The sequence below is a fragment of the Stappia sp. MMSF_3263 genome (assembly GCF_030733745.1).
Taxonomy (GTDB): domain Bacteria; phylum Pseudomonadota; class Alphaproteobacteria; order Rhizobiales; family Stappiaceae; genus Stappia.
Genome location: NZ_JASHIK010000004.1, coordinates 211,094 through 235,965, shown reverse-complemented (window position 1 = coordinate 235,965; position 24,872 = coordinate 211,094). Strand labels below are relative to the sequence as shown.

Genomic DNA, 24,872 nt, shown 5'->3' with positions numbered 1-24,872 from the left:
GGCGCGAACCTGTCGCGCCGGCGCGGCGAGGCTGTAACATCACCGGTTGACCGGCGGAAAGGTGGCACGCGATGCCGGCTTCCTGATGCCTGGACGGGAGACTTCCTTTGACACGCTTTCTGAAGAATCTTGTCTTGTTGCCGATCGCACTGGTTCTGATCGCACTGGCGGTGGCCAACAGGCATGACGTGCGTCTGTCGCTCGATCCGTTCTCCTCGGCGGAGCCGGCTGTCAGCCTCCAGGCACCGATGTTCTGGTTCCTTTTCGCCGCCGTCGCCTTCGGCGTCTTTGTCGGAGGCGTCGCGTCCTGGGCAGCCCAGGGCAAGTGGCGCAAGGAAGCGCGGGTCAAGCGTCGCGAAGCCAATCGCTGGCACCAGGAAGCCGACAAGCTGAAGTCGCAGCAGCAACCCAGGAAGACCGGCACCGCGCTCGCCGCTCCCGGTTCACGGTCCGCCGCCTGACGACAGGCCCTGCAGGGTTCCAGGCAGACGGACGCATTTGCAAGTCCCTGCCGGGCAGGACGTTGCAGGATCGTAAGACCGACCCCAATGCCGTCCGTATCTCGACCTCCCGGAACAGCGCTGTTCGGGCTACCGACCGGCATCAGCCTTCCGGGTCCTCCGACGGACGATAGGGCGGCAGGCACCACCCCCGCACGATCGCCCCCCCGCGCAGCAGCAGGGCCGCGCAGACCCCGCCCAGTGCCGCCGGCCATGCGGGCGTTCCCAGCGTCCAGAGAGCCACATAGACCCCAGCACCGGCAAAGGCGGATGTCAGGTAGATCTCCGGCTTGAGCAGCGCCGAGGGCTGCCCGGCGATGGTATCGCGTATGATACCGCCGAAGGTCGCCGTGGCGACGCCCATGAGAACCGCGACAATCGACGGGTGGCCAAGGCTCAGCGTCTTGGCTGTCCCCATCACGGAATAGGCGGCAAGACCGAGCGCATCAGCCCAGCGCAGCGGCTTGCTCAGCTTTTCCACGAAGGGTGTCAGGAACCACATCGCCCCTCCGATGGCGATGCAGACAACCAGATAGATCTGGTTCTCGACCCAGAAGACCGGCGCATCCAGCAGGAGGTCACGCAGCGTTCCCCCGCCAACGCCGGTGAAAACAGCGAAGAACACGAAGGCAAGGCAGTCCAGACGAAGCCGGGAGGCGACGATCGCCCCGGTGATCGCGAAAACCGCCACGCCGAGAAAATCCAGAATCTGGAGCATCATGATCATGACCGGATGCCAATCCAAGCGACGGTGTGACGGATGAGTTCCATAGGCCTTGCGGACCTCGCGCATGACAAGCAGGCATGCACAGGGCCTTTCCTGCAAGCAAAAACGCCGGCCAGAGGCCGGCGCTTGCGTTCGGTTTCCGCCAGACGCCGCCCTCAGGCGGTCCGGTCGACGGTCGAGCCGGGTTCGGACGCCGCACCCGGCGCGTCTTCCGCACGGCGTTCCTTGGGGCCGCCCTTTGAAACACCAACGAGAGCCGGTCGCAGAACCCTTTCGCCGATCACGTAGCCGGCCTGCATGACCTGCACGACCGTGTTGTTCGGCACCTCGGTGTTGGGGACCTCGAACATCGCCTGGTGGAAGTTCGGATCGAACTTCTCTCCGGCCGGATCGATCCGCTTGACGCCGTTCTTCTCGAGTTGGTTGAGCATCTCCCGCTCGGTCATCTCGACGCCCTCGATCAGGGATCGCATGGCATCGTCTGCGGCCACCCGCGTCTCCTCGGATACGGCCTCAAGGGCTCGGCGCAGGTTGTCGCTGACCGCCAGCATGTCCCGCGCGAATCCCGATGCCGCGTACTGGCGGGCGTCGCGAACATCCTTTTCCGTGCGGCGTCGAAGGTTTTCCATCTCCGCCATGGTGCGCAGCACCCGATCCTTGAGATCCGCGTTCTCGGCAAGCAGGGCTTCCGTCGGATCCCCGTCCCGCGGCTCATGCGCGGGCGCATCGGCCGCGCCAGTCTCCTGGGCAGCCGTCTCGGGATTGACGTCGGGTTCGTTGTTGGTTTCGTTCATCGTCTTTCCGGCGCTTTCAGTCTTTCCCGCAATCCGGTCCCCGGTCGGGACCGGAGCGCTGTTGTGCACGACCTGCCACACTCAAGCAAGCATCGCGCGAATTGCACACAGCCGGAGTGGGCAGCACACAACTCACGCGATTCGCCAATGTCGTACTGTCGTCCGTGCGAACAGGCTCAGGACGCGGTCTTGATCCAGTCCGCGAGCTTGTTCTTGGGAGCGGCACCGATCTGCGTGGCAATCGGCTCGCCATCCTTGAACATGATGAGGGTCGGGATCGACCGCACACCGTATTTCATGGCAACGTTCTGGTTCTCGTCGATGTTGAGCTTGGTGATCTTCACCTGATCGCCCATCTCTTCGGATATTTCCTCAAGAGCGGGTGCGATCATCTTGCACGGGCCGCACCATTCGGCCCAGAAATCGACGACAACGGTGCCCGACGCCTTGAGGACGTCGCTCTCGAAGCTTTCATCAGTCACGACTGCGGTGGCCATTTCATGCCCTTTCCAGATCGAGGATGCGGTGCATCCTTGCGTTGACCCGAACGTAGGAAGGCGGCCCGTCCGCGTCAAGCAAGCGTTGCGTCACTCCGGCGCGAGACCGGTCGCCACCGCATCGAGTTCTCCCGCCGGGATCTCCACCAACCGGGGCCCGGCTGTATAGACCAATGCGGCCCGGATCTCGCGGCCGGGAAAGATCTGCCCCAAAAGCACCCGGTAGACGGCAAGCTGCACCAGATACGCCTCCCCGATCGCGCCCGTGTTGTCCGGAACCCGGCGGTCGGTCTTGAAATCCACGATCAGCACGGTTTGGGCATCGACGCAGAGCCGGTCGATCTGGCCCGACACCTCGATATCGCTGCCGTCCGCAGCACGAACCCGTCCGACGACGGGCACTTCGGCGCGCGCATCCGCGGAAAAGATGCGCGCGAAACGCGGGGCATCGAGGACGGACAGGGCCTCGTCGGCGATCGCCTCCGCCCGGTTCCGGAACTCCGGCGAGAGGGCCATCTCCAGATAGCGTGCGGCAGCCTGCCGGCGGGCGGCCGGGTCGAGATCAGGCAGCGTCTGCAGCAGGCGGTGCAGGTGGCGTCCGCGTTCCAGCGCGAAATCCGGCGCTGCACGGATCTCCGCCAGGCGATCGAGGGCGGGAACCTCCGTGGGCCCTTCCTTCGCCTCCATCTCGTCGAAGGCGGAGGAGGGTCGCAACCGGCGCGGCCGGGGCAGCGGACGCACGGGCTGCGTGAGCCAGGCAGGCGCCTCCCCTGCATCCGGGTCTTCCACGCCGGCACTTGCCTGTCCCAGCAGCGGCGGCGGCGTCTCCACACCGCTGCGCTGCCAGATGCGGCAGGGTTCTCCTGTCGCTGTTTCTCCATCGCGCGCACCAGGGTCGAGGCCGCGCGTGATCAGCGCCTGCCAACATCCGTCGTCCTGACTGCCCCTCGCCGGCGTCCATCCACAGACCACCAGCCGATCCCGGGCACGGGTCATCGCAACATAGAGAAGCCGTCGGTACTCCTCCTCCGCGGAGGTTCGCAGGGAGGCCAATGCCGTGTCGTGCCACCCGGTCCGTTCAATCTTCACCGGGTTCCAGACGAGTGCCGAGGGGCGCGTGCCGTCCTTCGACAGAGCTCGCTCCAGGAAAACCGGATCGTGGTGGGCGCTGACGGGTGCATTGCCCCCGTCAACCAGGATGACAAGGGGAGCCTCCAGGCCCTTGGCGCCATGCACGGTCATGATCCGGACGACGCCGCGGGCGTTGTTCAACTCCCGCTTTACCTGCGTCGGGGCTGCCGCAAACCAAGCAAGGAACCCTTCAAGGCCGGGCGTGCCGGTCTGCTCGAAGGCAAGTGTCAGCGCCAGGAACTCGTCCAGGACGTCATCGACTTCCGTACCCAGCCGGCGACGGAACGCCCGCCGCCCGCCATCGGCCCCGAGAAGGCGCGAGAAGAATTCGAAAGGCGGCATGAAGTCCGCACGCGACCGCCACATCTCGATCCGGGCACGCACAGCCTCCAGGGCAGGTTCATGTCCGGCCAGCCGGCGCAGGGACTGCCACAAGGTGCCCGAGCGCAGAGACTGCCCGTCCGGACGGGCAAGATGAAACAACTCATCCTCACCCAAGCCGAACAGCGGGCTCTTGAGGACGCAGGCCAGAGACAGGTCATCCTCCGGCAAGAGCAGGAACCGGCCGAGCGCGATCAGGTCCTCGACGGCGATATGCTCGTTGAGCACAAGGCGGTCACTGCCGGCAACCGGCACGCCCGCCTGCTTGAGGGCCCGGGTCAGGGCATCGACGAACGGGCCGCGCTTGCGCACCAGCACCAGAACGTCTTCCGGGTTGGCCTCGCCGCGCTGCCACCACGCCCGTATCGTCGAGGCCAGACGCTTCGCGAGCCTTGGCATCGGGCTGTCGGCGGCAATGTGGTCGACGGGCGCGGTCCAGTCGTCCGGCATCTCGTTCGCCACCGGCGCTTCCGGCGCCCAGATCTCCACCATGCCGGGGTCGTTGCGCCGCACCGCCTCATGCACCGGCGCAACAAGCTCCTGCGACAGGCCCCGATGGACATCCGGATCGGCGAAGACCGTGTCAACCGCGGACAGGACATCGGGCCGGGAACGGAATGACAGTGTCAGTTCGACTCGCGAGAAGTCCTTTTGCGAGACCCGCGCACGGTTTTCGAAATATTGGCGCATCTCGGCAAAATAGGCCGGCACGGCGCCCTGAAACGAATAGATCGACTGCTTTTCGTCCCCGACCGCGAACAGCGTTCGCGTTTTGCTGCTGGCGGAGGCACCTGCGAAAAACTCCTCGGCCAGCGCCCGCACCACCTGCCATTGATGGGGGCTCGTATCCTGCGCCTCGTCGACCAGGATATGGTCCAGCCCCTGATCCAGCTTGTACTGGACCCAGAGCGCCGCATCGGCCCGCGACAGCAAATTCGCCGTGCGCACGATCAGGTCCTCGAAGTCCATCAGGCCGCGGCGGGTCTTTTCCGCTTCGTAGGCATCGAGCATTGCATCCGCCAGCCGCAGGGCGGCCTCGGTTCCCGCGAGCGCATAGGCGGCGCGGCGGCGCTCCAGCAGCGCGACAAGCCGCTCCTGCTCGGCATAAAGCCGTTCGACGAGGGCGGGAAACGCTTCGGCCACGGCCTTCCCGGCGAGCGATTTGGCCGGTTCCAGCTTCTGGGTCAGAAACACCGCGAACCACGCGGCCTGCCAATGCTCGAAGCTTCCCGCCGCAGCGGCCTGCCGCAAACGGTCGGCCCGCTTGAGATCATTGGCCCCGCCCGTCGCCAACGCCTCGGCGAAGGCGAGCATCTCGCCTGCATCGATCAGCGCACCATCGCGAAGCTGCCGGTCGAGGTTCTCGAGCGTCTCGTGCCCGCCAAGGCCGAACTCGTCGCGCAAGCCGGCAAGGGCTGCGTCCACGGACCCCGCCTCGCGCAGCCAGCGCCGCAGCGCGTCGCGGCGCGACACGAGTTCCGAGAGCGCCGCCTCCACAGTCTTGTCCGGCATCTCGGCGACGAGAAAGACAAGCGCCCGGCCAAGCCCGCTGTCGAGCGCACGTTCCGCGGCAGTAAGGACCCGGGCCCTTGCGCTTGCCAGAAGTTCCGCCGACTGACGATCGTCGAGCACCTGGAAGTGGCCCGCGACATTGGCCTCCAGCGGGAACTGGTGCAGCAGAGCCTCGCAGAAGGCGTGAATCGTCTGGATCTTCAACCCGCCCGGGGTTTCAAGCGCGGTGGCGAACAGGTGGCGCGCCCGGGCCAACCGCGCCGGGTCCGGGCGGCGCCCCTCGACATCCTCGATTTCGGCGCACAACGCCTCGTCGTCCAATCCCGTCCAGGCACCGAGCGTCTCGTACACGCGATTGGCCATTTCGGAAGCGGCAGCCTTTGTGAACGTCAGGCAGAGGATGCGGGACGGCGCGGTTCCCGAGAGCAGCAGGCGAATGACACGCCTGGCCAGCACGAAAGTCTTGCCGGAACCGGCATTGGCGCTGACCCAGGCCGAACGCGCGGGATCGGCTGCAAGCGCCTGACGCTCCCTGGTGGCGAGCGGGATTTCGAAGACGCTCATTCCTCGACGCTCCCGTCAAGCGACCATTCCCGCACCCGCGCGAGGTGATCGTAGCTGCCGCCAAGCTCGGACTCTTTGCGCACCCGCGCCCTCGATAGATATCCCTTTTCCGGATTTTCATAGCCGGCAAATAGAATTCGCGTACGCGCCAACGCCTCGCTCGCAAGTTCCTCTACAGACCGCTCCTTCGGCGCGCGCGGCTTCCATTCGAGTGGCGGTCGACCGCCGGAAAGACGGAGATAGGCAATGTCCGAAACCGGCGCCTGCCGGTCGATGCCCGTGAACGCGCCGCCGGCGATCATGGCCGCTTCAAGCGGCAGCTGCGGCGCGAGAAGCGAGGCAACCTCCTTGTCGCTCGGGGCCTGGCCCGTCTTGTAGTCGATGACGGCGAGCGTGCCGTCCTTCAAGACGTCGATGCGGTCGGCTCGCGCCGAAAGCGTCACGGCACCCCCTGGCGAGAGATCAAGGTCCAGCGCTCCGCCGATTTCCAGATGGCGCCCCGCAATGTTCGCGGACACTCCCTGCTCGTGGCGAATGAAGGCCTCGGCGATGCGCTCGAACCGCAACCACCACACCGCGCGTACCGCCGGAAAGGCGTCGAGCGAGGCAAAGCGCGCGCGGCCGATCTCGATAAGCCGCGCCAGCGCCGTGTCATCGAGAGGCCGGTTCCAGTCGGCGAGAAACTCGGCAAGGCAATCGTGGATCAGGGTTCCCTTTTCCGCCGCCCCCGGATCGCCGCCGACAGGCTCAACCGGATCTAGCACCAGCACCTTGCGGGCGTAGATTGCATAAGGGTCGCGGATCAGCGTCTCGACCTCGGTCACCGAGATACGGCGAGGCCGCGCGGCGACCGGCGGCGAGGGCTGCGGCCGGGGCGCGGGTTCCGGTTCACCGGTAACCTGGTCGATCCGGCCGGCCAACGACAGCAATACGGCGCCGCGCGCGCGCATCGCGGCGGACACGTCGCGTCCCAGCAGCGTGGTCAGGCGCAGCAGCCAGCGCGAGGCGACCGTTGGCGCGCCGCCCGAACGTTCGGCCCGCGAAAGCACCACGTGGCGCGCGCCCAGAGCCTGGGTGAAGTCATGCGCCGCCGCACCGATGCGCCGTTCAGGCGGATCCAGCCCCAGCCCGCCTTTCATCGGCCGGTTGAGCCAGGGATCGTTGCGTGTCGACTGCGGCCAGCTGCCCTCGTTGAGTGCACCTAGGATCACCGTGTCGAAGGCCTGCAAGCGGGCTTCCATCGGACCGAATATCGCGATCCGCGGATCGCCAGGCAGGCGCCGCCGGATATTGATCCCCGAAACAAGCGCAACGAAGACGGCAGGCCAGTCCACCGGAGGCACCTGAAGGCCGGCCGGCTTTGCGGCCAGCATTTCGCTGAACGCGGCGGCCAGCCCCTCTCCTGCTTCCCCGGCATAGAGTTCGCTGCTGTCGCCCTCCTCGTCGCGGGCAAGCCGACGAAGCACCTCTTCAAGGTCGGCGACCAGTACGGAGACGTCTACCGGGTCACGCATGCCGGTGTGACGCTCCAGCGGAGCCAGCGCATCCGCCAGCCGGTCGACGAGATCGGCGACATCGTCCCAATCGTCGTCATGCAGAGCCTGCCATCGAGGCATGCGCCGCGGCTCGCCGCCGCGTGCAAGATCCCGAACCGCGGCGACCGCCTCGCGCAGGCCCGCCGTTCCGGCCCGGCTTCTCGGCCCACGCAGCACGGCCCGCTCCAGCGCACGTGCAGAGGCCCGTATATTATTTGCCGGCAAACCAAGTCGCGTCAAAGGGTGCTTCAGTAATGCTAGAAGAGCCACCGGCTCCAGCCCGTCGAGCGCCAGCGAGGAGGCCAGACGCGCCAGAACACCTGGCGCCGTCTGGTCAAGCGGCCGCCCCGCGCTGTCGTCGGCCTGAAGCCCCCATCTGGTGAGCTCGACCGCCACCCGCCGGGCAAGCGTCCGATCAGGCGTCACCAGAGCACCGGTTTTCCCTTCCTCGACGGCCTGTCGCAGAAAGGTCGCCACCGCCAGCGCCTCATCGGCCTCGTTGCGCGCAACAACCAGATCCACACCGGCGAAAGCCGCCTTGACCGCCTCGCGGGAAACCGCCCCCATCACGGAAGGCCACGCATCCGTCGTCTCGGCGGGGCGCAACGCTTCGGCGACAAGCCGGTCCCGTAGCGCGTCCTCGGCTTTGTCGGAGGACACCAGGGGAAGAACGTCACCCCGCTCGAGCCCAAGCGTTCCCACAAGCCTGGCCATGCCGTATTGCGGGTGGCTGGGGCCGCCCCTTCCTTCTTCGGCACCGACCAGCGCCGCCCAGGACCGTTCGTCCATCTCCCGCTCGAAGCCCGGCAACACGACCGCGCCTTTTTCCAGTTGCGAGATCGTGGCCAGCAGTTCCGCCGTGGCCGGAATCGAGCCCGTCGCGCCTGCGGCGATCACCGGACCGCGTGGCGGCGCATCGCGCAACCGACGGGCTTCGCGGCGGATCAACTCCGACCGCCGGGCCTTGGGATCCATCGCACCACGTTCGCCGAGATAGGCCGGCCAGTGCTCCATCGCGATCTTGAGAAAGTCGAGGGTGATCTGCCAGTAGCGGGCATGGTCTTCGGGAACCAGGGTGGCGAGCCCCTGCCAGGAGACTTCCTCCGTCTCCATCTCGTCCATCAGCGCGACAAGGTCGCCGGCAAGCCAGGCCGCATCGGCCGCGGACGCAGGGGCGCGCAAAACCGCTCCCTCCGGAAGGTTCAGCACTTCCCGGCGCATCGCTCCTTCCCAGGCGCCGACCAGACGCGTCATGGCAAATAGCCGCTCCATCCCGGAAATCGCCGAGGGCAGTCCTTCCAGAAACGGACCGCCGGTTAGAAGCTGCAGATCCTCCTCCACGTCGCCGAGAGGCCGGATCGAAGGCATCAGGCTCGCCGTTCCGCCAAGACGGTCGCGGATCAACGGCACAACGGCACGGGCGGCACGCCGGGTCGGCAGATAGAGCGTCACGTCCGCAAGGGCCAAAGGGTCGGAAGCCGGGTTGAACCCTTCAACCAGCCGCCCGTCGAACAGCGCCTCGACAAGCGCAGGCAAGAAGGGAACCGACGGCGGGATCGTGTACACGCCGTCGCGACGCCGAGTTGTCATCTGCCTCCCCTTTGGCGTCCGGTGCGTCAGGCGGCGCTGTCGCGAATCGCCTGTTCGGCGGCCTTGATCGCCTGCGGCGTGCCGACATGCAGCCACACGCCTTCCATCTTCGCACCGTAGAGCGTGCCCCGCCCGATCGCCACATCGAAGAGACGATTGAGGGAAAAGGCCCCCGCCGGCGCCCCTTCAAAAAGCCGCGGGTGCAATATCGCTGCCCCGGCATAGGCGAAAGGTGCGACCACACGCTCGCCGCGACGCTCCAGCCGGCCAGCCGGGTCCATCGTGAAGTCGCCTTTTCCGTCGTAGCCGACCGCGCCGACGAGTTCCGACAACAGCAGGAGCGCGTCCATGCGCCGAGGATCCCAGGTTCGGGCAAGATGCTCGAGATTGGGTGTCACCCCCTCGATCCAGGTGCTGTCCGAGTTGAGCAGGTAGAAGGGATCCTCGCCGATCAGCGGCAATGCCCGGACAATCCCGCCACCGGTTTCGAGCAACCCGTCGCGCTCGTCGGACACCAGCACCTTCGTCGGAGCCGGCCAAGCCCGCACATGCGCATCGACCATATCGGCGAGATAATGAACGTTGACGACGATCGTCTCGACCCCGGCGGGAACCAGCTTGTCATGGGCCCGGTCGATCAGGGTCCGGCCGGCAACGGGGATGAGCGGTTTCGGCGTCGTCGCGGTGAGCGGCCGCATGCGATTGCCCAAACCCGCCGCGAGCACCATGGCGCAACGGGGGCGATGCGCCCCGTCTCCCGAACCGATCCCGTCATTGCCCGTGGCGTTCATTGTCCGGTCCCTGTCCTTTTTCCGTGGCGGCGGGCCTTGCATCATCGCCCCTCACCGCTCCCGATACCCGCCTGTGCCGAGAACCAGTCCGCCAGTTCATGCAGATCGGGATGCGCCAGCGCTCGGGCAAGATAGTCGCGTACGCGCGGAACATGGACAAGATATGCGGGCTTGGCGTCGCGCACGGCCAGACGCGTGAACACGCCCAGGATCTTGGTGGCGCGTTGGGCTGCCATGATCGCGTATTGCCGGCGGAACCCAGCTTCGTCGAAGGCGCCGTCCGCCCTGCCACGCAAGCCGACATAGCGCGCAACGATATCGCGTTCCAATGCCACCGGAATATCGACCCGCGCATCCATGGCAAGGGATGCGACATCATAGGCGGCCGGACCGATCATCGCGTCCTGCGTGTCGACGACGCCGAGCCTGGCAAGCCCTTCCTCTCCCTTCCGCCAGATCAGGTTGGGCGAGTGAAAATCGCGAAGCACCCAGTTGCGCGGACCCGACGCCGCCTGCTCGAGAAGCGGCTGCCATGCCCGGGCGAAAGACTGCCGCAAGCCCGGTACTAGCTGCCCCCCCGGTCCGGCGAGATACCAGTCGAGAAACAGTTCAGCCTCAACCATAAGGGCACGAATGTCGAATTCCGGCAGGAGGTATCCGGGCGTGGCGCTTCCCGGGAGCGCCAGAACGGGCTCGGGCGGCGCCTGATGTAAGTGCGCAAGCAAGCCGGCGGCAGCCAGATAGCGCTCTGGAACCGGACTTCCGTTCTCGACGATTGCACCGCGGCCAAGATCCTCCTGGAGAACAAGACCTGCCGTTATGTCGAGGGCGAGCGTGGCGGGGGCCGCAAGATTTCGCGCGCGCAGCGCCTCTGCCACGGCGACCACTGCATCGACACCGTCGGCCAGATGCACGAGTTGGCGATAGCCGAGACCATCTCGCAGGGTCGGTTGCGGGGGGAGCGGCGCGGCGTTCATGAGGATCGCATGGCGCTGCCCCGAGCGAACGGTCTCGTAGCGGCGCGGGGAGGCATCTCCCTGGAAATAGCGCCGCCGCGCATGGCTGAACCCGGCGCGCTCGACCAGATCGCGAATGGCAAGCGTCCGCTCCACACGCGCGCGCCAAACAGGGTCGGAGGCACGCAGGCTGGCACGGCGCGCGGTTGCGGCTGTCCCTTCCTCGAACCTCACGACCAGACGGGCTGCGGGCAGGCGCGAGGCTGCGCGCTCGGGCCATTCCACCAGGGCGGCACCCGTTTGAAGCACATCGTCGAGACCCAGTTCGTCGAATTCCTCTTCGTCCTCGAGCCGGTAGAGGTCGAGATGTGCGACGGGAAACCTGGCAAGCTCGTAGGACTGGACAAGAGTGAATGTGGGGCTTGGCACCTCGAGCGTGTCGTCGTCGGCCAGGGCACGCAGGAGCGCGCGGGCGAAGGTCGACTTGCCTGCGCCCAGACCGCCGACAAGGCAGAGGCAGTCCCCCGGCCCCAGCAACATCGCGATATCCTCGGCGAGGCGCCGAGTTGCCGCCTCGTCCACCAGCTCGATCATGATCGGCAGGTCCTGGGGATCGTGTTCCGGCCCAGCCGGGCCGCCCTGCTCTCGCATCGCGGGATCAGCTATTCGGCGGCGTGTTTGAGGGCATCGGGAGCGCAGGGAAATCGGCAGACGACATACGTGCCGACCCCCTCTTCCGACTCGATCGAGACAGTGCCGCCATGCAGCTCGACGAAGCTCTTGACGATCGAAAGGCCGAGGCCGGCACCGCGCCGGCGCGATCCGGAATCGCGACCCACGAACCGCGCGAAGACCTGGTCCAGCATGTCTTCCGGTATGCCGCAGCCGTGGTCGCGAACGTGAAACTCGATGGCCTCACCGGTGCGCAGGCAGCCGACATCTATCGCTCCGCCGACATCGGAGAAGCGCAGGGCGTTGGAAATGAGGTTGAACAGGACCTGACGCAGCCGCCGCTCGTCTGCCTGGATGACGCCGACATCGTCGGCAACCGTCAGCTGCAAGGCGATCCCTGAATCCGAAAGGCGGTCCTTCAGCCCCTCGACGGCTGCCTGCACGGTCTTGGCGACATCGACGGAAGAGACGTCGAGTTCCATGATGCCGGCATCGATCGTGGCGAGATCGAGAATGTCGTTGATGATGGCAAGCAGGGCGGAGGAGGAGGACAGGATGTAATCCACATACTCCCCCTGCTTTGCCGTCAACGGACCGAACTTGGGGTCCGACAGAAGCTGGGCGAAGCCGATGATGTTGGTGAGCGGCGAGCGCAACTCGTAGGAGACGTGCTGGATGAAGGCGTTCTTCAACTGGTCGGCCTGCTCCAGCGCCTCATTCTTGTCGAGCAGCGCACGCTCGACATTCACCGAGTCCGTGACATTGACGAAGGTCACCAGGGTGCCGCCGTCCGGCAGGGGGACCGTCGCGTAATCGATCGCCTCGCCACTGTCGCGCTCCATGCGCCCGGCCACCGGCTCCCTGTTGTCGGCAAGGCTGGTAACGGCTGTGACAAGCTGCTGCCACGTGGCGGCCTCGTCCGGCTCCAGCATCTCGCGGTCGACGATGCGGGTGATATGCGGACTGTCGCCGAGACGGTCGTCCGTGAGATCCCAGATGATCTCAAAGGCCGGATTCCAGAGGCGCAGTCGGCCATCCGAGCCGAACACGGCCACGGCCTCGGACAGGTTGTCGAGCGTTTCGCCCTGGACGCGGATCAGCGAATTGTAGCGGCTCTCGAGATCGAGCCGCTCGGTGACGTTCTCGTAGATATAGGTGACGCCGCCCTGCGGGTGCGGGTTGGCGATGACGCGCAGGGTGCGGCCGTCGGGCAGGTGCCACCAGAACTCCCGCGCGTCGAGCGAGGTATAGGTTTCCAGCAGCTTGTTGCGCCAGCCGCGATAATCGGCCTGCTCGGGCAGCTTGCGCGCTGCGCGCAAGGCGTCCAGAAGGGCTCCGTCGGTGGGGTTGCCTTCCAGAAACCCGGTGTCGAGATCCCACAGGCCGCGGAAGGCGGCATTGTAGAACTGCAGGCGCCGGTCCGCGCTGAAAATGGCAACGGCCGTGGCGAGCTGATCCAGCGTACGGGCATGGAAGTCGATGGTGCGACCGAGTTCCTGGCGAACGTTTTCCAGCTCGCTGACATCGATGGCGATGCCTCCCGACCCGCTGTCGGCGGAAATCTGTGTCACGTCGAAGATGCGCCGCGCGCCGGCCGCCACCGCCGGCAGGCGCGCCCGCGACTGGCCCGCCTCGTCGCGGCCCCGCTCCATCTGGCCGCGCCCCTTGGCATCGAGGAACTCGGCCCTCGCGGCAATCGCCGCATCGCCGCTTTCGCTCTCCACCGCGCGCGCATAGGCGGCATTGACCCAGACAAGGGCTCCCGTCTCGTCGCGCAACCATGCGGGCGCCGGCAATCCGTCGAGCAGGGCGCGCATCGTCTCCAACTCGCTGAGCAAGGCTTCCGTGCGAACGGCGAGAAGTGCCTGCGACTTCTGCTCTCCGGTCAGGTCGCGCAGCCGCAGCACGGGTGCGCTCGCGGCAACCCGTCCGCGGATCTCGATCATCCCGCCCGAAAGAGTGGGCAAGGTAACCTGAAAGGCCTCGCCCTGTTCGCGCAGGCGCTCCACGGCATGTTCAAGCGTGGTTGCGGAACGGGCCTCGAGCCATGTTCCGAAGGCGAGAAGGCGAGAAGGCGAGCGTGGCACACCGGATGCCTCTTCAAGCATTCCGGCGACGAAGGGCTCGTCCTCCCCCGGCTGCCAGACCACGATGCGCTGGTCGTCGGAGGCGACAAGACTCTCCAGACGGTCGAGCCTTGCGGCCAGGCGGGCATTCTTTTCCCGCGCGCTGGTCAGCGTTCCCGAGCTGGCCCGCATGTTGCGGATGAGGGTAACCGCAGCCGTGACGGCGAAAGTGACGGCCCCGCCAACCGCGGCCATCCAGACGACCTTCTCGGCCGTGAAGGGATTTGTGGAGAGCACAGGGACGACGGCACCGGCCTCCTGGGCCAGAGCGACGCCCGTGAGGGACAGCCAGGCGAGCGGCGCGGTCGACACGCGCAACAGCGCCTTGTGACTCTTGTCTCGCCATGCGGCATTCATGCACGCATGTTCCAGGCCGTCCGCCGGCATCCGTTCGATCCTCTACGCCGCTTGGGGTCCGACACGGGACCCGGTGCCGCGAACTGACGCTCCCGGCCCCCGGGCAGCCGGTACGGGCACGCAACATCGCCCCGGCCCGACGGCCCTCATCACAGTTCTGCCTCACGAACCGCGTGATTCGCAAAGACCATAACCCAAACGCGAATCGCGAAGAAGCGTACGTTACCGAAAAGTAAACGGGGGCCGTGTCATCCACAGCCCCCGTTCGGCAGTCTTGGCATGCCTTCGGACCCATGCATGCGGCAGTGCCGCGCGCATGGTCCGGGCAGGATCAGTAGCGGTAGTGCTCGGGCTTGTAGGGGCCCGTGGTCTCGACACCGATATAGGCCGCCTGCTCGGAGCTCAGCTCGGTCAGCTCGACGCCCAGCTTGGCCAGATGCAGACGGGCGACGCGCTCATCCAGATGCTTCGGCAGGACATAGACGTCCTTCTGGTAGTGGTCCGGGCGCGTCCACAGCTCGATCTGGGCCAGCACCTGATTGGTGAAGCTGGCCGACATCACGAAGCTCGGATGGCCGGTGGCATTGCCGAGATTGAGCAGGCGACCTTCCGACAGCAGGATCATGCGATTGCCGTTCGGGAACTCGATCATGTCCACCTGCGGCTTGATGTTCGTCCACTTGTAGTTGCGCAGGGCCTCGACCTGGATCTCATTGTCGAAGTGACCGATATTGCCGACGATCGCCATGTCCTTGAGCGAGCGCATGTGGTCGAGCGTCACCACATCCTTGTTGCCGGTGGTGGTGATGACGATGTCGGCGGTCGGCGCCGCCTTCTCCAGCGTCACGACCTCGAAACCGTCCATCGCCGCCTGCAGCGCACAGATCGGATCGACCTCGGTGACCTTGACGCGGGCGCCGGCGCCGCGCAGCGAAGCGGCAGAACCCTTGCCCACATCGCCATAGCCGCAAACGACGGCGGTCTTGCCGGCCATCATCACGTCGGTGCCACGGCGGATGCCGTCGACCAGGCTTTCCTTGCAGCCGTACTTGTTGTCGAACTTCGACTTGGTGACGCTGTCGTTGACGTTGATCGCCGGGAAGGGAAGCAGCCCCTTGGCCTTGAGCTGATAGAGACGGTTGACGCCCGTCGTCGTCTCCTCTGAGACGCCGCGGATCGCATCGCGCTGCTTGGTGAACCAGCCGGGGCTCGCAGCCATGCGTTTGCGGATCTGGGCGAAGAGAACGGTCTCCTCCTCGGAACCCGGCTTGGACAGGACGTCCTCGCCTGCTTCGGCGCGGGCACCGAGCAGGATGTACATGGTGGCGTCACCGCCATCATCGAGGATCATGTTGGCCGTGCCTTCCGGGAAAAAGAAGATGCGGTCGCAATAGTCCCAGTACTCTTCCAGGGTCTCGCCCTTCTCGGCGAAGACCGGGACGCCGGCCGCGGCAATCGCCGAAGCGGCATGGTCCTGGGTGGAGAAGATGTTGCAGGATGCCCAGCGCACGTCGGCACCGAGCGCGACCAGCGTCTCGATGAGCACGGCCGTCTGGATGGTCATGTGCAGGGAGCCGGCGATGCGCGCGCCCTTGAGCGGCTTCTTTTCGCCGAATTCCTTGCGGCAGGCCATCAGGCCCGGCATCTCGGTTTCAGCGATATCGATCTCCTTGCGACCGTAGTCGGCCAGAGAGATATCCTTGACGTAATAATCAGTTGCCGTGCTCATCGGTATGTTCCGCTCACTTGGGTTGGAATTCGTTAATCGGCTTGCTGGCGCGCGCCGCAGTGTCGCAGCGCGCCGCCATCTCGGCGCTCGACGCCAGGCCCGAACGGCCTTGACGCAGGCAATGTCGCGTGTCCGGCGCGATGCGCCAGCATTCGTGTCCGGGTTATAGGCCGAGCAGCGATACAAAGCAATAAGGATATAAAGATTTCTTTATGTCCGATCGGAAATCGGGGCCGCCACATCGATCCGGTTGCCATCGGGGTCGGCGAAGACGAAGGCGCGCAGGCCGTATTCATGAACCCGCAAGCCCTTGACGATGCGCATGCCCGACCGCCTACAGGTCTCGTGCATCGCATCGACATCGCCGACAATCATATGCATTACGTTGAAGGGTACCGGGCGGTGATTCCGCTGAAGGGAGAGGTGCAGTTCCGCCTCATCGCGACGCAGGATGACGAAGCCGAGGGGCTCGCCGTTCTCGAACACCCGACGAAAGCCGAGGGCGCCTTCGTAGAAGGCCAGCGCGACGGCCATGTCGCGAACCGGAAGCGTCGGCGCAAGCCGGCCGAAGCGAAACGAAGGGGTATGCGGGAATGTCATGCGGGACCTGTCTGACCGGCCGGACCGGGAGGCTGGAAGCGGTGTTCCTGCGCTGTTGGTTCCGGTGACAGCGCCAACCGTGGTGCCGGTTGGCGCGAATTGATCTTCGAGACGGTGCCCGCTGCGCACTTTATCAGGCCGACCGGTTGGCGCAAACCCTTGAGGGCAATCCCGGCAGGAGAAGAAGAAATCGAGATCAGTCCGTTTCGCCGAAACCGTTTTCGACCAGTTCGGCGATCGCGGCGAGGGCCGCCTCCGCTTCAGCGCCGGAGGTGCTGACGCGGATCGAACAGCCCGGGCTTGCAGCCAGCATCATCAGGCCCATGATCGAGGTTCCCCCGACCGACTGCCCGTCCTTCATCACGACCACATCCGCATCGAAGGTCTCGACAAGCTTCACGAGCTTGGCGGAAGCGCGGGCGTGGAGGCCGCGGCGATTGACAATGCGCAGGTCACGGGTGAGGCCGGTTACGTCGATCTGGCTCATCTTCATCCTTGGCCGGAGAGCACCTGGCTTGCAACGGAGATGTATTTCTGGCCAGCCTTGCGCGCCTCGTCGACGGCCTCGGCGATCACGCTTTCACCGCGCACGCTCGCCAGCTTGATCAGCATGGGGAGGTTTACCCCGGCGATCACTTCGATATTGGTTCCGTCCATAACGGAAATCGCCAGGTTCGACGGCGTTCCGCCGAACATGTCCGTCAGCAGAACGACGCCCGACCCGTCGTTGACATCCTCGACAGCAGCAAGGATGTCCTGCCGGCGTTGTTCCATGTCGTCGTCAGGACCGATGCAGATCGTGCCGATCCGCTCCTGCGGCCCCACCACATGTTCCAGCGCCGATTTGAATTCTTCCGCCAACCGTCCGTGCGTGACGAGTACGAGACCTATCATGCCCTGTCCGTCATTTGTCCGTCCGTTCGAGCCATGCCCGGAAACCTGCACCCGCCGTCCGGCAGAGCGGCATCCTGTCGAGATCCAAGCGATCCGCGGGCCCTCGCACGGCGGTATGTACCCTGCCCAGGAGGTTTTCCCCGCCGGGCGCCCAATGTCCGCAAGGCAGCGGCACAGCGCAAGAAAAATCGGCGGTGCGTGCCGGGTTTTTCGTCACAAGTGGCCTTCCATCCCCAGACTTGCCGTGGCCGGCGCGCCGCAATCCGCATCCTGCAGCCCCTCGAGCGCGCGCAGAATCCGCAAGACCCCGCCTCCGTCAACGCCACACGGCAGTGCCAGCCTTGCAAGGTCGACCCCGTGCAGGCGGACTGTTCGCTCATTCACGTCCGGCAGCCGATCGATCTCCACGTCCGGCAGAAGATCGATCACCAGGCGAACGACGGCGCGCGTCTCCCAGGCCACCTTCACGATGCCCTCGCCGCGCAATTCCCACAGCCCGGCAATCGGCGACGGACATGATGCGATCAGTCGCCCGTTTCGCGGCCGAAGGTGAACACGGTCATCCGCCACATGCAGGCCAAGCCAGCCACGCGCCTGTGCCTCTTCGACAATGCGCCAGCCAAGCCTCGACTTGCCGGACCCCGACGCGCCGCGCAGCAGCACGCCGGCGGTGCCTGCAAGAACGCATGAGGCATGCGCCGCCTCATCGGTCATCCGCGCGTCTCCGCCGGCAGCCGCACGACGAAGCGGGCACCCTCGACACGGGTCTCGCCCGTGCCCGTGACCTTCTTCTCGCGATTGACGACCGAAATCGTGCCGCGATGTGCCTCGACGATCTGCCTGGAGATGGACAGGCCGAGACCGGAATTGTTGCCGAACCCTTCGGCTTCGGGACGGTCGGTATAGAAGCGCTCGAAGATGCGGTCTTGCAGCTCGGGCCGCACCCCCGGCCCTTCGTCGTCGACGGTGATCTCGACCATGTCGGCGGTGCGGCTCGCCTGGATGACAACCTTGCCACCGGGCGGGGAGAACGATCGGGCGTTGTCGATCAGGTTGTTGATCACCTGCCCGAGCCGGCTGTCATGGCCCAGCACACGGTAGGGATGGTCGCGGCGCGTGGGGTGCAGCAACACCTCGACCCGCGCATCGTCCGCATTCGCGCGCTCGTTTGCCAGATCGGCGACCCCGAGAAGCAGTGCGGAGACATCGACCGGCTCGGCGTCGGTACGGGCCAGTTCCGCATCCAGCCGCGAGGCGTCGGAGATGTCGGTGATCAGGCGGTCGAGGCGGCGCACGTCATGCTGGATGACCTCCATCAGCCGCTCCCGGGCCTCCGGTTGCCGGGCGAGAGGCAAGGTCTCGACGGCGCTGCGCAGCGATGTCAGCGGATTTTTCAACTCATGGGCGACATCGGCCGCAAAGGTCTCGATCGCATCCATGCGATTGTAGAGCGCGTTGGTCATGTCGCGCAGCGCGCGCGCAAGATGGCCGATCTCGTCGCGGCGCTCCGAGAACTGCGGGATCTCCTCGCGGGACTTGATGCCCCGGCGCACCCGCTCGGCCGCCGCCGCAAGCCGGCGGACAGGACCGGCGATCGTTCCGGCAAGCAGGATCGAGAGCACCATGGTCACCGTCGCCGCAACCAGAAACACCCGGACGATGCCGACCCGCTCCGCCCGCACGATCGCGTCGATATCACCGCCTTGCGTCGACAGCAGCAAGGAACCGAGCACGGCCCGGAACCGCTGCACCGGAACCGCGACGGAGACGATCAACTCGCCGCGCGGCGACACCCGAACGACGCTTGCCGGGGAGCCCGCCAGCGCCGCCTCGACCTCCGGATAGGCGCGGCCGTTGCCGGCCCCGATCTCCTCGTATAGCGGCAGGTCACCACGCCGGAACCAGAGTTTGACATCGGCCCAGAACTTGTCCCAGAGCCCCGGCTCCTCCGTCGTCGGCGGCGGCAGGTCGAAGCGCAGGATCTGGCCGCGCGCATAAAGATGGCGCGAGTCCAGGATCAGAATGCCTTCGGGATCGTAGATCCGGGCCCGCGTGCGGGTCGGAGAGATCAACCGGCGCAGGACCGGCGCGACACGCTCGGGATTGATGGGAAAGTCGATGAGCCGCGATCCGTCGGTCGGCGAGATACTCTCGCCGGCCTGCAGTTGCAACAACTGCTCCGGATCGACCATCAGCCCGTCGGTCTCCACCGTCGCGGAGGCGGCAATCGCCCCGGCGATGATCTCGCCCTGGGTCAGGAGGCTCTGGGTGCGCGCGTCGATCAGACCGGCGCGGAACTGGTTGAGATAGAGAATGCCGCCGACAAGGGCACACAGGCCGGCAAGATTGAGAACGAGAATGCGACGCGTCAGCGAGGAGGTGAGATAGGGACCGATGGCGCCGCCAATGCGCGAGCGCAGGCGCCGGCGCAAGCGGCGCTGGCCGAGCGACCTCAGGCCGGACACGCGCTCGGCCGCAGGCTGCGCGTCAGGCCCGGCCTCGTGGCGCGGCGTCTCGCCGGCCTGGGCGCCCGTCTCCACCTCTAGTGCCATTCACCTTCCCCGGTGCGGTCTCCTCCCGCCCTGTGCGGTCAATCCGCCCCAAAATGCCAAAGGCAGGTCTTCCTGCCTACCCTTCCCGGAAGCGGTATCCCACGCCGTAGAGCGTCTCGATCATGTCGAAACTGTCATCCACCAGCTTGAACTTCTTCCGCAGCCGCTTGATATGGCTATCGATGGTCCGGTCGTCCACATAGACCTGATCGTCATAGGCCGCATCCATCAGGGCATTGCGGCTCTTGACCACGCCAGGGCGGTGCGCAAGCGCGTAGAGGATGAGGAACTCCGTGACGGTCAGCGTCACCGGCTGCCCCTTCCAGGTCGACGTGTGCCGCTCCTGGTCCATGACAAGGTCGCCCCGTTCCAGAAGCTTGTCGCTCTCCGACTTGGTTGCCGTAGGATCGCGTGGCTGGACGCGGCGCAAGACCGCCTTGACGCGCTCGACCAGAAGCCGCTGCGAGAAGGGTTTGCGGATGAAATCGTCGGCGCCCATCTTCAGCCCGAAGAGCTCATCGATCTCGTCGTCCTTCGAGGTCAGGAAGATGACCGGCAGGTCCGACTTCTGCCGCAACCGGCGCAGGAGTTCCATGCCGTCCATGCGCGGCATCTTGATATCGAAGATGGCAAGATCCGGCGGATCCGTGATCAGCCGGTCAAGTGCGGAGGATCCGTCCGTATAGGTGTGGACACGATAACCCTCGCTTTCCAGCGCGATCGACACGGAGGTCAGGATATTGCGGTCATCGTCTACAAGCGCGATCGTCGGCATGATGGCAGCCCTGATCCCATTCTTCTTGTTGCATCATCTTGGTTTACCAGCCTAGGCGGTCCAAATGCGCATAAATTATGGCGAGACGGAAGGACACCGGGCACGCGGCCCCCTCACCCGAGCGACGCGGGCCCGGTGGCATGACGCGCCACCTGGTAGCGGAAACGGAGCGCCAGGCCGGTGAAGGAAACGATGATCCCGGCAATCAGTCCGCCGATCAGCCCGCTTGCACCAAGCCTCAGGGCAATCGCCGTCACGTAGGCGCAAGGGATCGCCACGAGCCAGAAGGCACCGATCTGCAGCAGCGTCGGCCACCAGACGTCGCCAAGCCCGCGCAAGGCACCGATTGCGACCGCCATCGCCGCGTCGACGGAGAGCATGAAGCCCGCTATGAAAAGCGCCCTGCCGGCGGCGGCGACGGTTGCAGGATCGGATGTCACGGCGAGAGCCGCCATCTCGGGTGCGCTGAAGAAGAAGAGCGCGACCGGAACCGGCCACAGGGCCCCGACCAGGATGCCGGCCCAACCGGCGCGCCCGATGTTCGCGCCGTCGCGCTCACCAAAGGCGCGGCCAACCCTGATCGCCGTCGCACCGGCCGTGCCGATCGCCATCATGAATGTCAGCGTGACCAGGGTCATCGTCGTTTGATAGGCCGCAAGTTCCGCTGTCCCGAGCCGTCCGGCCATCATCACCACCGTGGCGAAAGCGGCACTTTCCACGCCCTGCGCAAGACCCATGGGAAGACCAAGACGGCGGAGCAGGCGTGCATCGGGATCGAACCACATTCCGGCGAATGCAGGCCCGAACTTCCGGCTCGGCAGGATCTGGAAGGCATCGTCGCGACGCGCCTGATCGACCAGGATTGCCAGCACCGTGAGGCCGGCGAAAGAGCGGGCAAGACTGCTCGCCAGCATCACTCCCTCCGCCCCCATCGGTGCGACAAGGCCTCCCCAGCCGAAGCCGAAGATCATGTTGAGGGGGATATTGAGAAGGTTGGCGGCGAGCATGATGGCCATGCCCGTTTTCGGGCGGCCGGTCGCCTCCAGAAACAGGTTGCAGGCGACGAACAGGAGAATGCCGGGCATGCCGTAGCCGAAGGCAAGCGACACCCGCGCCGCGCCCGCCGCCAGTTCGCGCGTCTGGCCCGTGCCGAGGAAGAAGGTCTCGGCGAAGGCCGAAAGCACAAGCACCGCAAACCCCATGGCCACGGCATGGGCAAGGGCCGCCCGCAGGATCGCTCCGGCACGCCTGGCATCGCCCGCGCCCAGCGCCTGCGAGGCAAGGACCGCCGTTGCCTGCAATGCCCCAACGGCGATCAGCATCAAGGTCAGTTGAGGCGCAACACCAAGGCCGAAATAGGCAAGCTCGGCAGCTCCTGCCCGTCCAACCATGACCGTATCGACAGTGAACATGACGACCAGGGCTGCCCGGGCGATGATGATCGGCAGGGCGAGCGCGATCGTCCGGCGCAGATGAAGTAGAAGGGACTGCGGCTCATGGCGCTGCAAGACGATTATCTCTTCCTGGAAAGGTTGGCGTGAACGCACGACCGTGGCCGCGTCGGCTGGTGCACGTCATCGACCTCTAGTGCCGCAGACAGGTGGATTTTCGAACGGACACTCCGCTTACCCCACCAAATGAAACGAGTATTCCATATATTATTCCAGAGCTTGTGGAATTAATTTACCTCGAAAAATAATTATAACCGCGAATACCGTGGATTAAATCGATTTAACATCCTGCCTGCGGCATTTGTTCCGCTTGTTGATCTTCGGTCCATCCACTAGTTTCGCCGTGCGAAAAACGAAGATGGCCGGACCGGCGCAACCCTGATCGGATTGCTGGCCGGCGGGCGCGTCGAGGATAGGTCTCCAGGGCCATCGCGACATGGCCTGACACCAAGCAGACCGACGCGCATCATCTTGCGCAAACAGGACTTCGGCATCGGACGTAACGGCCAGCGGGAACGCGATCAAGAACGGCCGAACGACAAAGCAGCACAGGGATCTCGGAAACATGGCGGACCAGGGCGTAGGGCTTCCCTCGAAAAGCACGGACATGTGCGGCTTGACGGATCTTGGCGGGCTTTACCGCAATCTCACGGCACCCGCGCTCTATGAGCACTCCCTGCGTCGCGGCGAGGCAAACGTTGCCGACGGCGGCGCACTTGTCGTCGAGACCGGCGTGCATACGGGACGTTCCCCCAAGGACAAGTTCGTCGTCGTCGACGACACGACCCGCGACACCGTCTGGTGGGACAACACCGCCGCGATGAGCGCCGAGCAGTTCGCCCTGCTTCACGCGGACATGGCCGCGCACGCCAGGGGCATGCCCCTCTACATGCAGGACCTTTACGGTGGTGCCGATCCCGGCCACCGCATCAATGTCCGCGTCTTCACCGAGTTTGCATGGCACTCACTCTTCATTCGCAACCTGCTGATCAGGCCGGAGCGCTCCGAGCTTGCCGATTTCGCTCCGGAAATGACGATCATCGACCTGCCGAGCTTCAAGGCCGATCCGAAGCGTCACGGGTGCAGGACGGAAACCGTGATCGCCTGCGACTTCACCAACAAGATCGTGCTCATTGCCGGTACGTCCTATGCCGGCGAGATGAAAAAATCCGTTTTCTCGCTTCTCAATTTCCTTCTGCCGGAAAAGCGGGTGATGCCGATGCATTGTTCCGCCAATGTCGGGGACGAGGGCGATACGGCGGTGTTCTTCGGGCTGTCGGGAACCGGCAAGACCACGCTTTCCGCGGACCCGGGGCGGACGCTGGTCGGCGATGACGAACATGGCTGGGGTGGTGACGGCGTCTTCAATTTCGAAGGCGGTTGTTATGCCAAGACCATCAAGTTGTCGGCCGAGGCGGAGCCGGAGATCTACGCCACGACCCAGCGTTTCGGGACCGTGCTGGAGAACGTCGCTTTCGACGAGAACACACGCGTCGTCGACTTCGACGACGGGTCGAAGACCGAAAACACGCGCTGCGCCTATCCGATCAGCTTCATCTCCAACGCCAGCGACACCGGACGCGCCCCGCATCCCAAGAACATCATCATGCTGACGGCCGACGCCTTCGGCGTGCTGCCCCCCATCGCGCGGCTGACGCCGGCGCAGGCGATGTACCATTTCCTGTCCGGTTACACCGCCAAGGTCGCCGGTACGGAGAAGGGCGTCACCGAACCGCAGGCGACCTTCTCGACCTGTTTCGGCGCGCCTTTCATGCCGCGGCACCCGTCCGAGTACGGCAATCTGCTGCGCTCGCTGATCGCCAGCCACAATGTCGACTGCTGGCTGGTCAACACCGGGTGGACAAGCGGCGCGCACGGAACCGGTTATCGCATGCCGATCCGGGCAACCCGCACCCTGCTCGCCGCCGCCCTGGACGGCTCCTTGCGCGATGTCGAATATCGCGTGGACGCCAATTTCGGCTTTGCCGTGCCGGTCGAGGTTCCGGGCGTCGACCCGGCGATCCTCGATCCGCGCTCGACCTGGGCAGACAAGGATGCCTATGACGCGCAGGCCGCCAAGCTGGTGGAAATGTTCGTGACCAACTTCGCCAAGTTCGAAAGCCATGTCGACGGCACGGTCCTGGCGGCAGCGCCCTCGTTCCAGGCGGCGGCCGAGTAGACAACTCCGGCCGGCGAGGTCCGGAGCCGGATACGAAGGCGTCCCGTTCCAGCGGGGCGCCCTTTTCGTTGGTGACGCTGCTTTCCTTCCCCGGAACCGCTTCCGACCAAAGGCCACATGCCCGCGCCCTGTGCAGGAGGGCGGCAGCTGCCTATATTCTCTCCGAAACGGAGAGCTCGACATGCAGGAAGACGTGACACCGGTCGGACCGGACCCGCTGATGCTCGCAGAGACCTGGGCGGCCGGCGGGCGCAGGGTCGCGATGGCTACCGTAATCGAGACGTGGGGATCCGCTCCGCGCCCGGTCGGCTCCCACCTTGTGATCGATTCGGAGGGAAACTTCGAAGGCTCCGTCTCGGGGGGATGCGTCGAGGGCGCCGTTGTGGCCGAAGCGGCGGACGTGATCGAGACCGGGCGGCCGACGGTGCTTGAGTTCGGCGTCGCCGACGAGACCGCATGGCAGGTCGGCCTGTCCTGCGGCGGACGCATCCGGATCTATGTGGAGCCGGTAACTGCGGGCTGAGATATCCTTCCGCCAACACGCCTCCGGCAGCGAAGA

At 65.6% G+C, this 24,872-nt stretch carries 19 protein-coding genes; 3 read left to right on the top strand and 16 right to left on the bottom strand.

The annotated features are described in order from the left end of the window. The first annotated feature begins 107 nt into the window (after nt 1–107). Entirely contained in the window at nt 108–461 is a 354-nt protein-coding gene (locus RBB46_RS07030) for a LapA family protein (protein ID WP_306028186.1), read from the top strand. A 142-nt stretch (nt 462–603) separates the two neighbouring features. Here the strand turns inward: RBB46_RS07030 and RBB46_RS07025 are convergent, their stop codons facing one another. From RBB46_RS07025 to RBB46_RS06950, 16 genes are all read right to left on the bottom strand, one after another. Beyond that, nucleotides 604–1,221, bottom strand: a complete 618-nt coding sequence (locus tag RBB46_RS07025) for a trimeric intracellular cation channel family protein (protein ID WP_306028185.1) — start codon at nt 1,219–1,221, stop codon at nt 604–606. A gap of 161 nt (nt 1,222–1,382) precedes the next feature. After that, the gene (grpE, locus tag RBB46_RS07020) at nt 1,383–2,054 is read right to left on the bottom strand and encodes a nucleotide exchange factor GrpE (RefSeq protein WP_306028231.1); all 672 of its coding nucleotides are present in this window, start codon (nt 2,052–2,054) and stop codon (nt 1,383–1,385) included. A 143-nt stretch (nt 2,055–2,197) separates the two neighbouring features. After that, entirely contained in the window at nt 2,198–2,518 is a 321-nt protein-coding gene (trxA, locus tag RBB46_RS07015) for a thioredoxin (RefSeq protein ID WP_306028184.1), read from the bottom strand. 90 nt (nt 2,519–2,608) lie between these two features. Then, nucleotides 2,609–6,106 carry a double-strand break repair helicase AddA gene (gene addA, locus RBB46_RS07010; RefSeq protein WP_306028183.1) on the bottom strand — a complete coding sequence of 1,166 codons (3,498 nt, stop codon included), beginning with the start codon at nt 6,104–6,106 and terminating at the stop codon, nt 2,609–2,611. Next, nucleotides 6,103–9,231: a double-strand break repair protein AddB gene (gene addB / locus RBB46_RS07005; RefSeq protein WP_306028182.1), complete on the bottom strand. Its 3,129-nt coding sequence runs from the start codon at nt 9,229–9,231 to the stop codon at nt 6,103–6,105. The genes addA and addB overlap by 4 nt, the downstream gene beginning before the upstream one ends. 26 nt (nt 9,232–9,257) lie before the next feature. Beyond that, nucleotides 9,258–10,022 carry a nucleotidyltransferase family protein gene (locus tag RBB46_RS07000; RefSeq protein ID WP_306028181.1) on the bottom strand — a complete coding sequence of 255 codons (765 nt, stop codon included), beginning with the start codon at nt 10,020–10,022 and terminating at the stop codon, nt 9,258–9,260. Between the two features lie 41 nt (nt 10,023–10,063). After that, complete coding sequence (gene tsaE / locus RBB46_RS06995; RefSeq protein WP_306028180.1) at nt 10,064–11,572, bottom strand: tRNA (adenosine(37)-N6)-threonylcarbamoyltransferase complex ATPase subunit type 1 TsaE; 1,509 nt, start codon at nt 11,570–11,572, stop codon at nt 10,064–10,066. A gap of 68 nt (nt 11,573–11,640) precedes the next feature. Next, nucleotides 11,641–14,163 carry a PAS domain-containing sensor histidine kinase gene (locus RBB46_RS06990; protein WP_306028179.1) on the bottom strand — a complete coding sequence of 841 codons (2,523 nt, stop codon included), beginning with the start codon at nt 14,161–14,163 and terminating at the stop codon, nt 11,641–11,643. Nucleotides 14,164–14,464: 301 nt separating this feature from the next. Further along, entirely contained in the window at nt 14,465–15,862 is a 1,398-nt protein-coding gene (ahcY, locus tag RBB46_RS06985; protein ID WP_306028178.1) for an adenosylhomocysteinase, read from the bottom strand. A gap of 210 nt (nt 15,863–16,072) precedes the next feature. After that, the gene (locus RBB46_RS06980; RefSeq protein WP_306028177.1) at nt 16,073–16,462 is read right to left on the bottom strand and encodes a VOC family protein; all 390 of its coding nucleotides are present in this window, start codon (nt 16,460–16,462) and stop codon (nt 16,073–16,075) included. Between the two features lie 196 nt (nt 16,463–16,658). Beyond that, nucleotides 16,659–16,955, bottom strand: coding sequence for an HPr family phosphocarrier protein (locus RBB46_RS06975; RefSeq protein WP_306028176.1), 297 nt, complete (start codon nt 16,953–16,955; stop codon nt 16,659–16,661). After that, the gene (locus RBB46_RS06970) at nt 16,952–17,356 is read right to left on the bottom strand and encodes a PTS sugar transporter subunit IIA (protein WP_306028175.1); all 405 of its coding nucleotides are present in this window, start codon (nt 17,354–17,356) and stop codon (nt 16,952–16,954) included. The genes RBB46_RS06975 and RBB46_RS06970 overlap by 4 nt, the downstream gene beginning before the upstream one ends. Before the next feature lie 213 nt (nt 17,357–17,569). Beyond that, nucleotides 17,570–18,070 carry an HPr kinase/phosphorylase gene (locus RBB46_RS06965; protein WP_306028174.1) on the bottom strand — a complete coding sequence of 167 codons (501 nt, stop codon included), beginning with the start codon at nt 18,068–18,070 and terminating at the stop codon, nt 17,570–17,572. Then, nucleotides 18,067–19,908, bottom strand: a complete 1,842-nt coding sequence (locus RBB46_RS06960; RefSeq protein WP_306028173.1) for a sensor histidine kinase — start codon at nt 19,906–19,908, stop codon at nt 18,067–18,069. Before RBB46_RS06960 ends, RBB46_RS06965 begins: the two co-directional genes overlap by 4 nt. A 76-nt stretch (nt 19,909–19,984) precedes the next feature. After that, a complete protein-coding gene (locus RBB46_RS06955; protein ID WP_306028172.1) occupies nt 19,985–20,683 on the bottom strand; it encodes a response regulator transcription factor in 699 nt (232 codons plus the stop codon). A 113-nt stretch (nt 20,684–20,796) separates the two neighbouring features. Beyond that, nucleotides 20,797–22,191 (bottom strand): MATE family efflux transporter, encoded by a 1,395-nt coding sequence (locus RBB46_RS06950; RefSeq protein ID WP_306028171.1) that lies wholly within the window; start codon nt 22,189–22,191, stop codon nt 20,797–20,799. A gap of 508 nt (nt 22,192–22,699) precedes the next feature. On the opposite strand from RBB46_RS06950, the gene RBB46_RS06945 reads away from it, so the two are divergent. Both RBB46_RS06945 and RBB46_RS06940 read left to right on the top strand, forming a co-directional pair. Next, nucleotides 22,700–24,313, top strand: coding sequence for a phosphoenolpyruvate carboxykinase (locus RBB46_RS06945; RefSeq protein ID WP_306028170.1), 1,614 nt, complete (start codon nt 22,700–22,702; stop codon nt 24,311–24,313). Nucleotides 24,314–24,494: 181 nt separating this feature from the next. Then, nucleotides 24,495–24,836, top strand: a complete 342-nt coding sequence (locus RBB46_RS06940) for an XdhC family protein (RefSeq protein WP_306028169.1) — start codon at nt 24,495–24,497, stop codon at nt 24,834–24,836. Nucleotides 24,837–24,872: the final 36 nt, after the last annotated feature.

Coding starts and splice junctions, on each gene's coding strand:
- RBB46_RS07025 (WP_306028185.1), bottom strand. CDS start 1,221: ATGATGCTCCAGATTCTGGATTTTCTCGGCGTGGCGGTTTTCGCGATC.
- trxA (WP_306028184.1), bottom strand. CDS start 2,518: ATGGCCACCGCAGTCGTGACTGATGAAAGCTTCGAGAGCGACGTCCTC.
- addA (WP_306028183.1), bottom strand. CDS start 6,106: ATGAGCGTCTTCGAAATCCCGCTCGCCACCAGGGAGCGTCAGGCGCTT.
- addB (WP_306028182.1), bottom strand. CDS start 9,231: ATGACAACTCGGCGTCGCGACGGCGTGTACACGATCCCGCCGTCGGTT.
- RBB46_RS07000 (WP_306028181.1), bottom strand. CDS start 10,022: ATGAACGCCACGGGCAATGACGGGATCGGTTCGGGAGACGGGGCGCAT.
- tsaE (WP_306028180.1), bottom strand. CDS start 11,572: ATGATCGAGCTGGTGGACGAGGCGGCAACTCGGCGCCTCGCCGAGGAT.
- RBB46_RS06990 (WP_306028179.1), bottom strand. CDS start 14,163: ATGCCGGCGGACGGCCTGGAACATGCGTGCATGAATGCCGCATGGCGA.
- ahcY (WP_306028178.1), bottom strand. CDS start 15,862: ATGAGCACGGCAACTGATTATTACGTCAAGGATATCTCTCTGGCCGAC.
- RBB46_RS06980 (WP_306028177.1), bottom strand. CDS start 16,462: ATGACATTCCCGCATACCCCTTCGTTTCGCTTCGGCCGGCTTGCGCCG.
- RBB46_RS06975 (WP_306028176.1), bottom strand. CDS start 16,955: ATGAAGATGAGCCAGATCGACGTAACCGGCCTCACCCGTGACCTGCGC.
- RBB46_RS06970 (WP_306028175.1), bottom strand. CDS start 17,356: ATGATAGGTCTCGTACTCGTCACGCACGGACGGTTGGCGGAAGAATTC.
- RBB46_RS06965 (WP_306028174.1), bottom strand. CDS start 18,070: ATGACCGATGAGGCGGCGCATGCCTCATGCGTTCTTGCAGGCACCGCC.
- RBB46_RS06960 (WP_306028173.1), bottom strand. CDS start 19,908: ATGGCACTAGAGGTGGAGACGGGCGCCCAGGCCGGCGAGACGCCGCGC.
- RBB46_RS06955 (WP_306028172.1), bottom strand. CDS start 20,683: ATGCCGACGATCGCGCTTGTAGACGATGACCGCAATATCCTGACCTCC.
- RBB46_RS06945 (WP_306028170.1), top strand. CDS start 22,700: ATGGCGGACCAGGGCGTAGGGCTTCCCTCGAAAAGCACGGACATGTGC.
- RBB46_RS06940 (WP_306028169.1), top strand. CDS start 24,495: ATGCAGGAAGACGTGACACCGGTCGGACCGGACCCGCTGATGCTCGCA.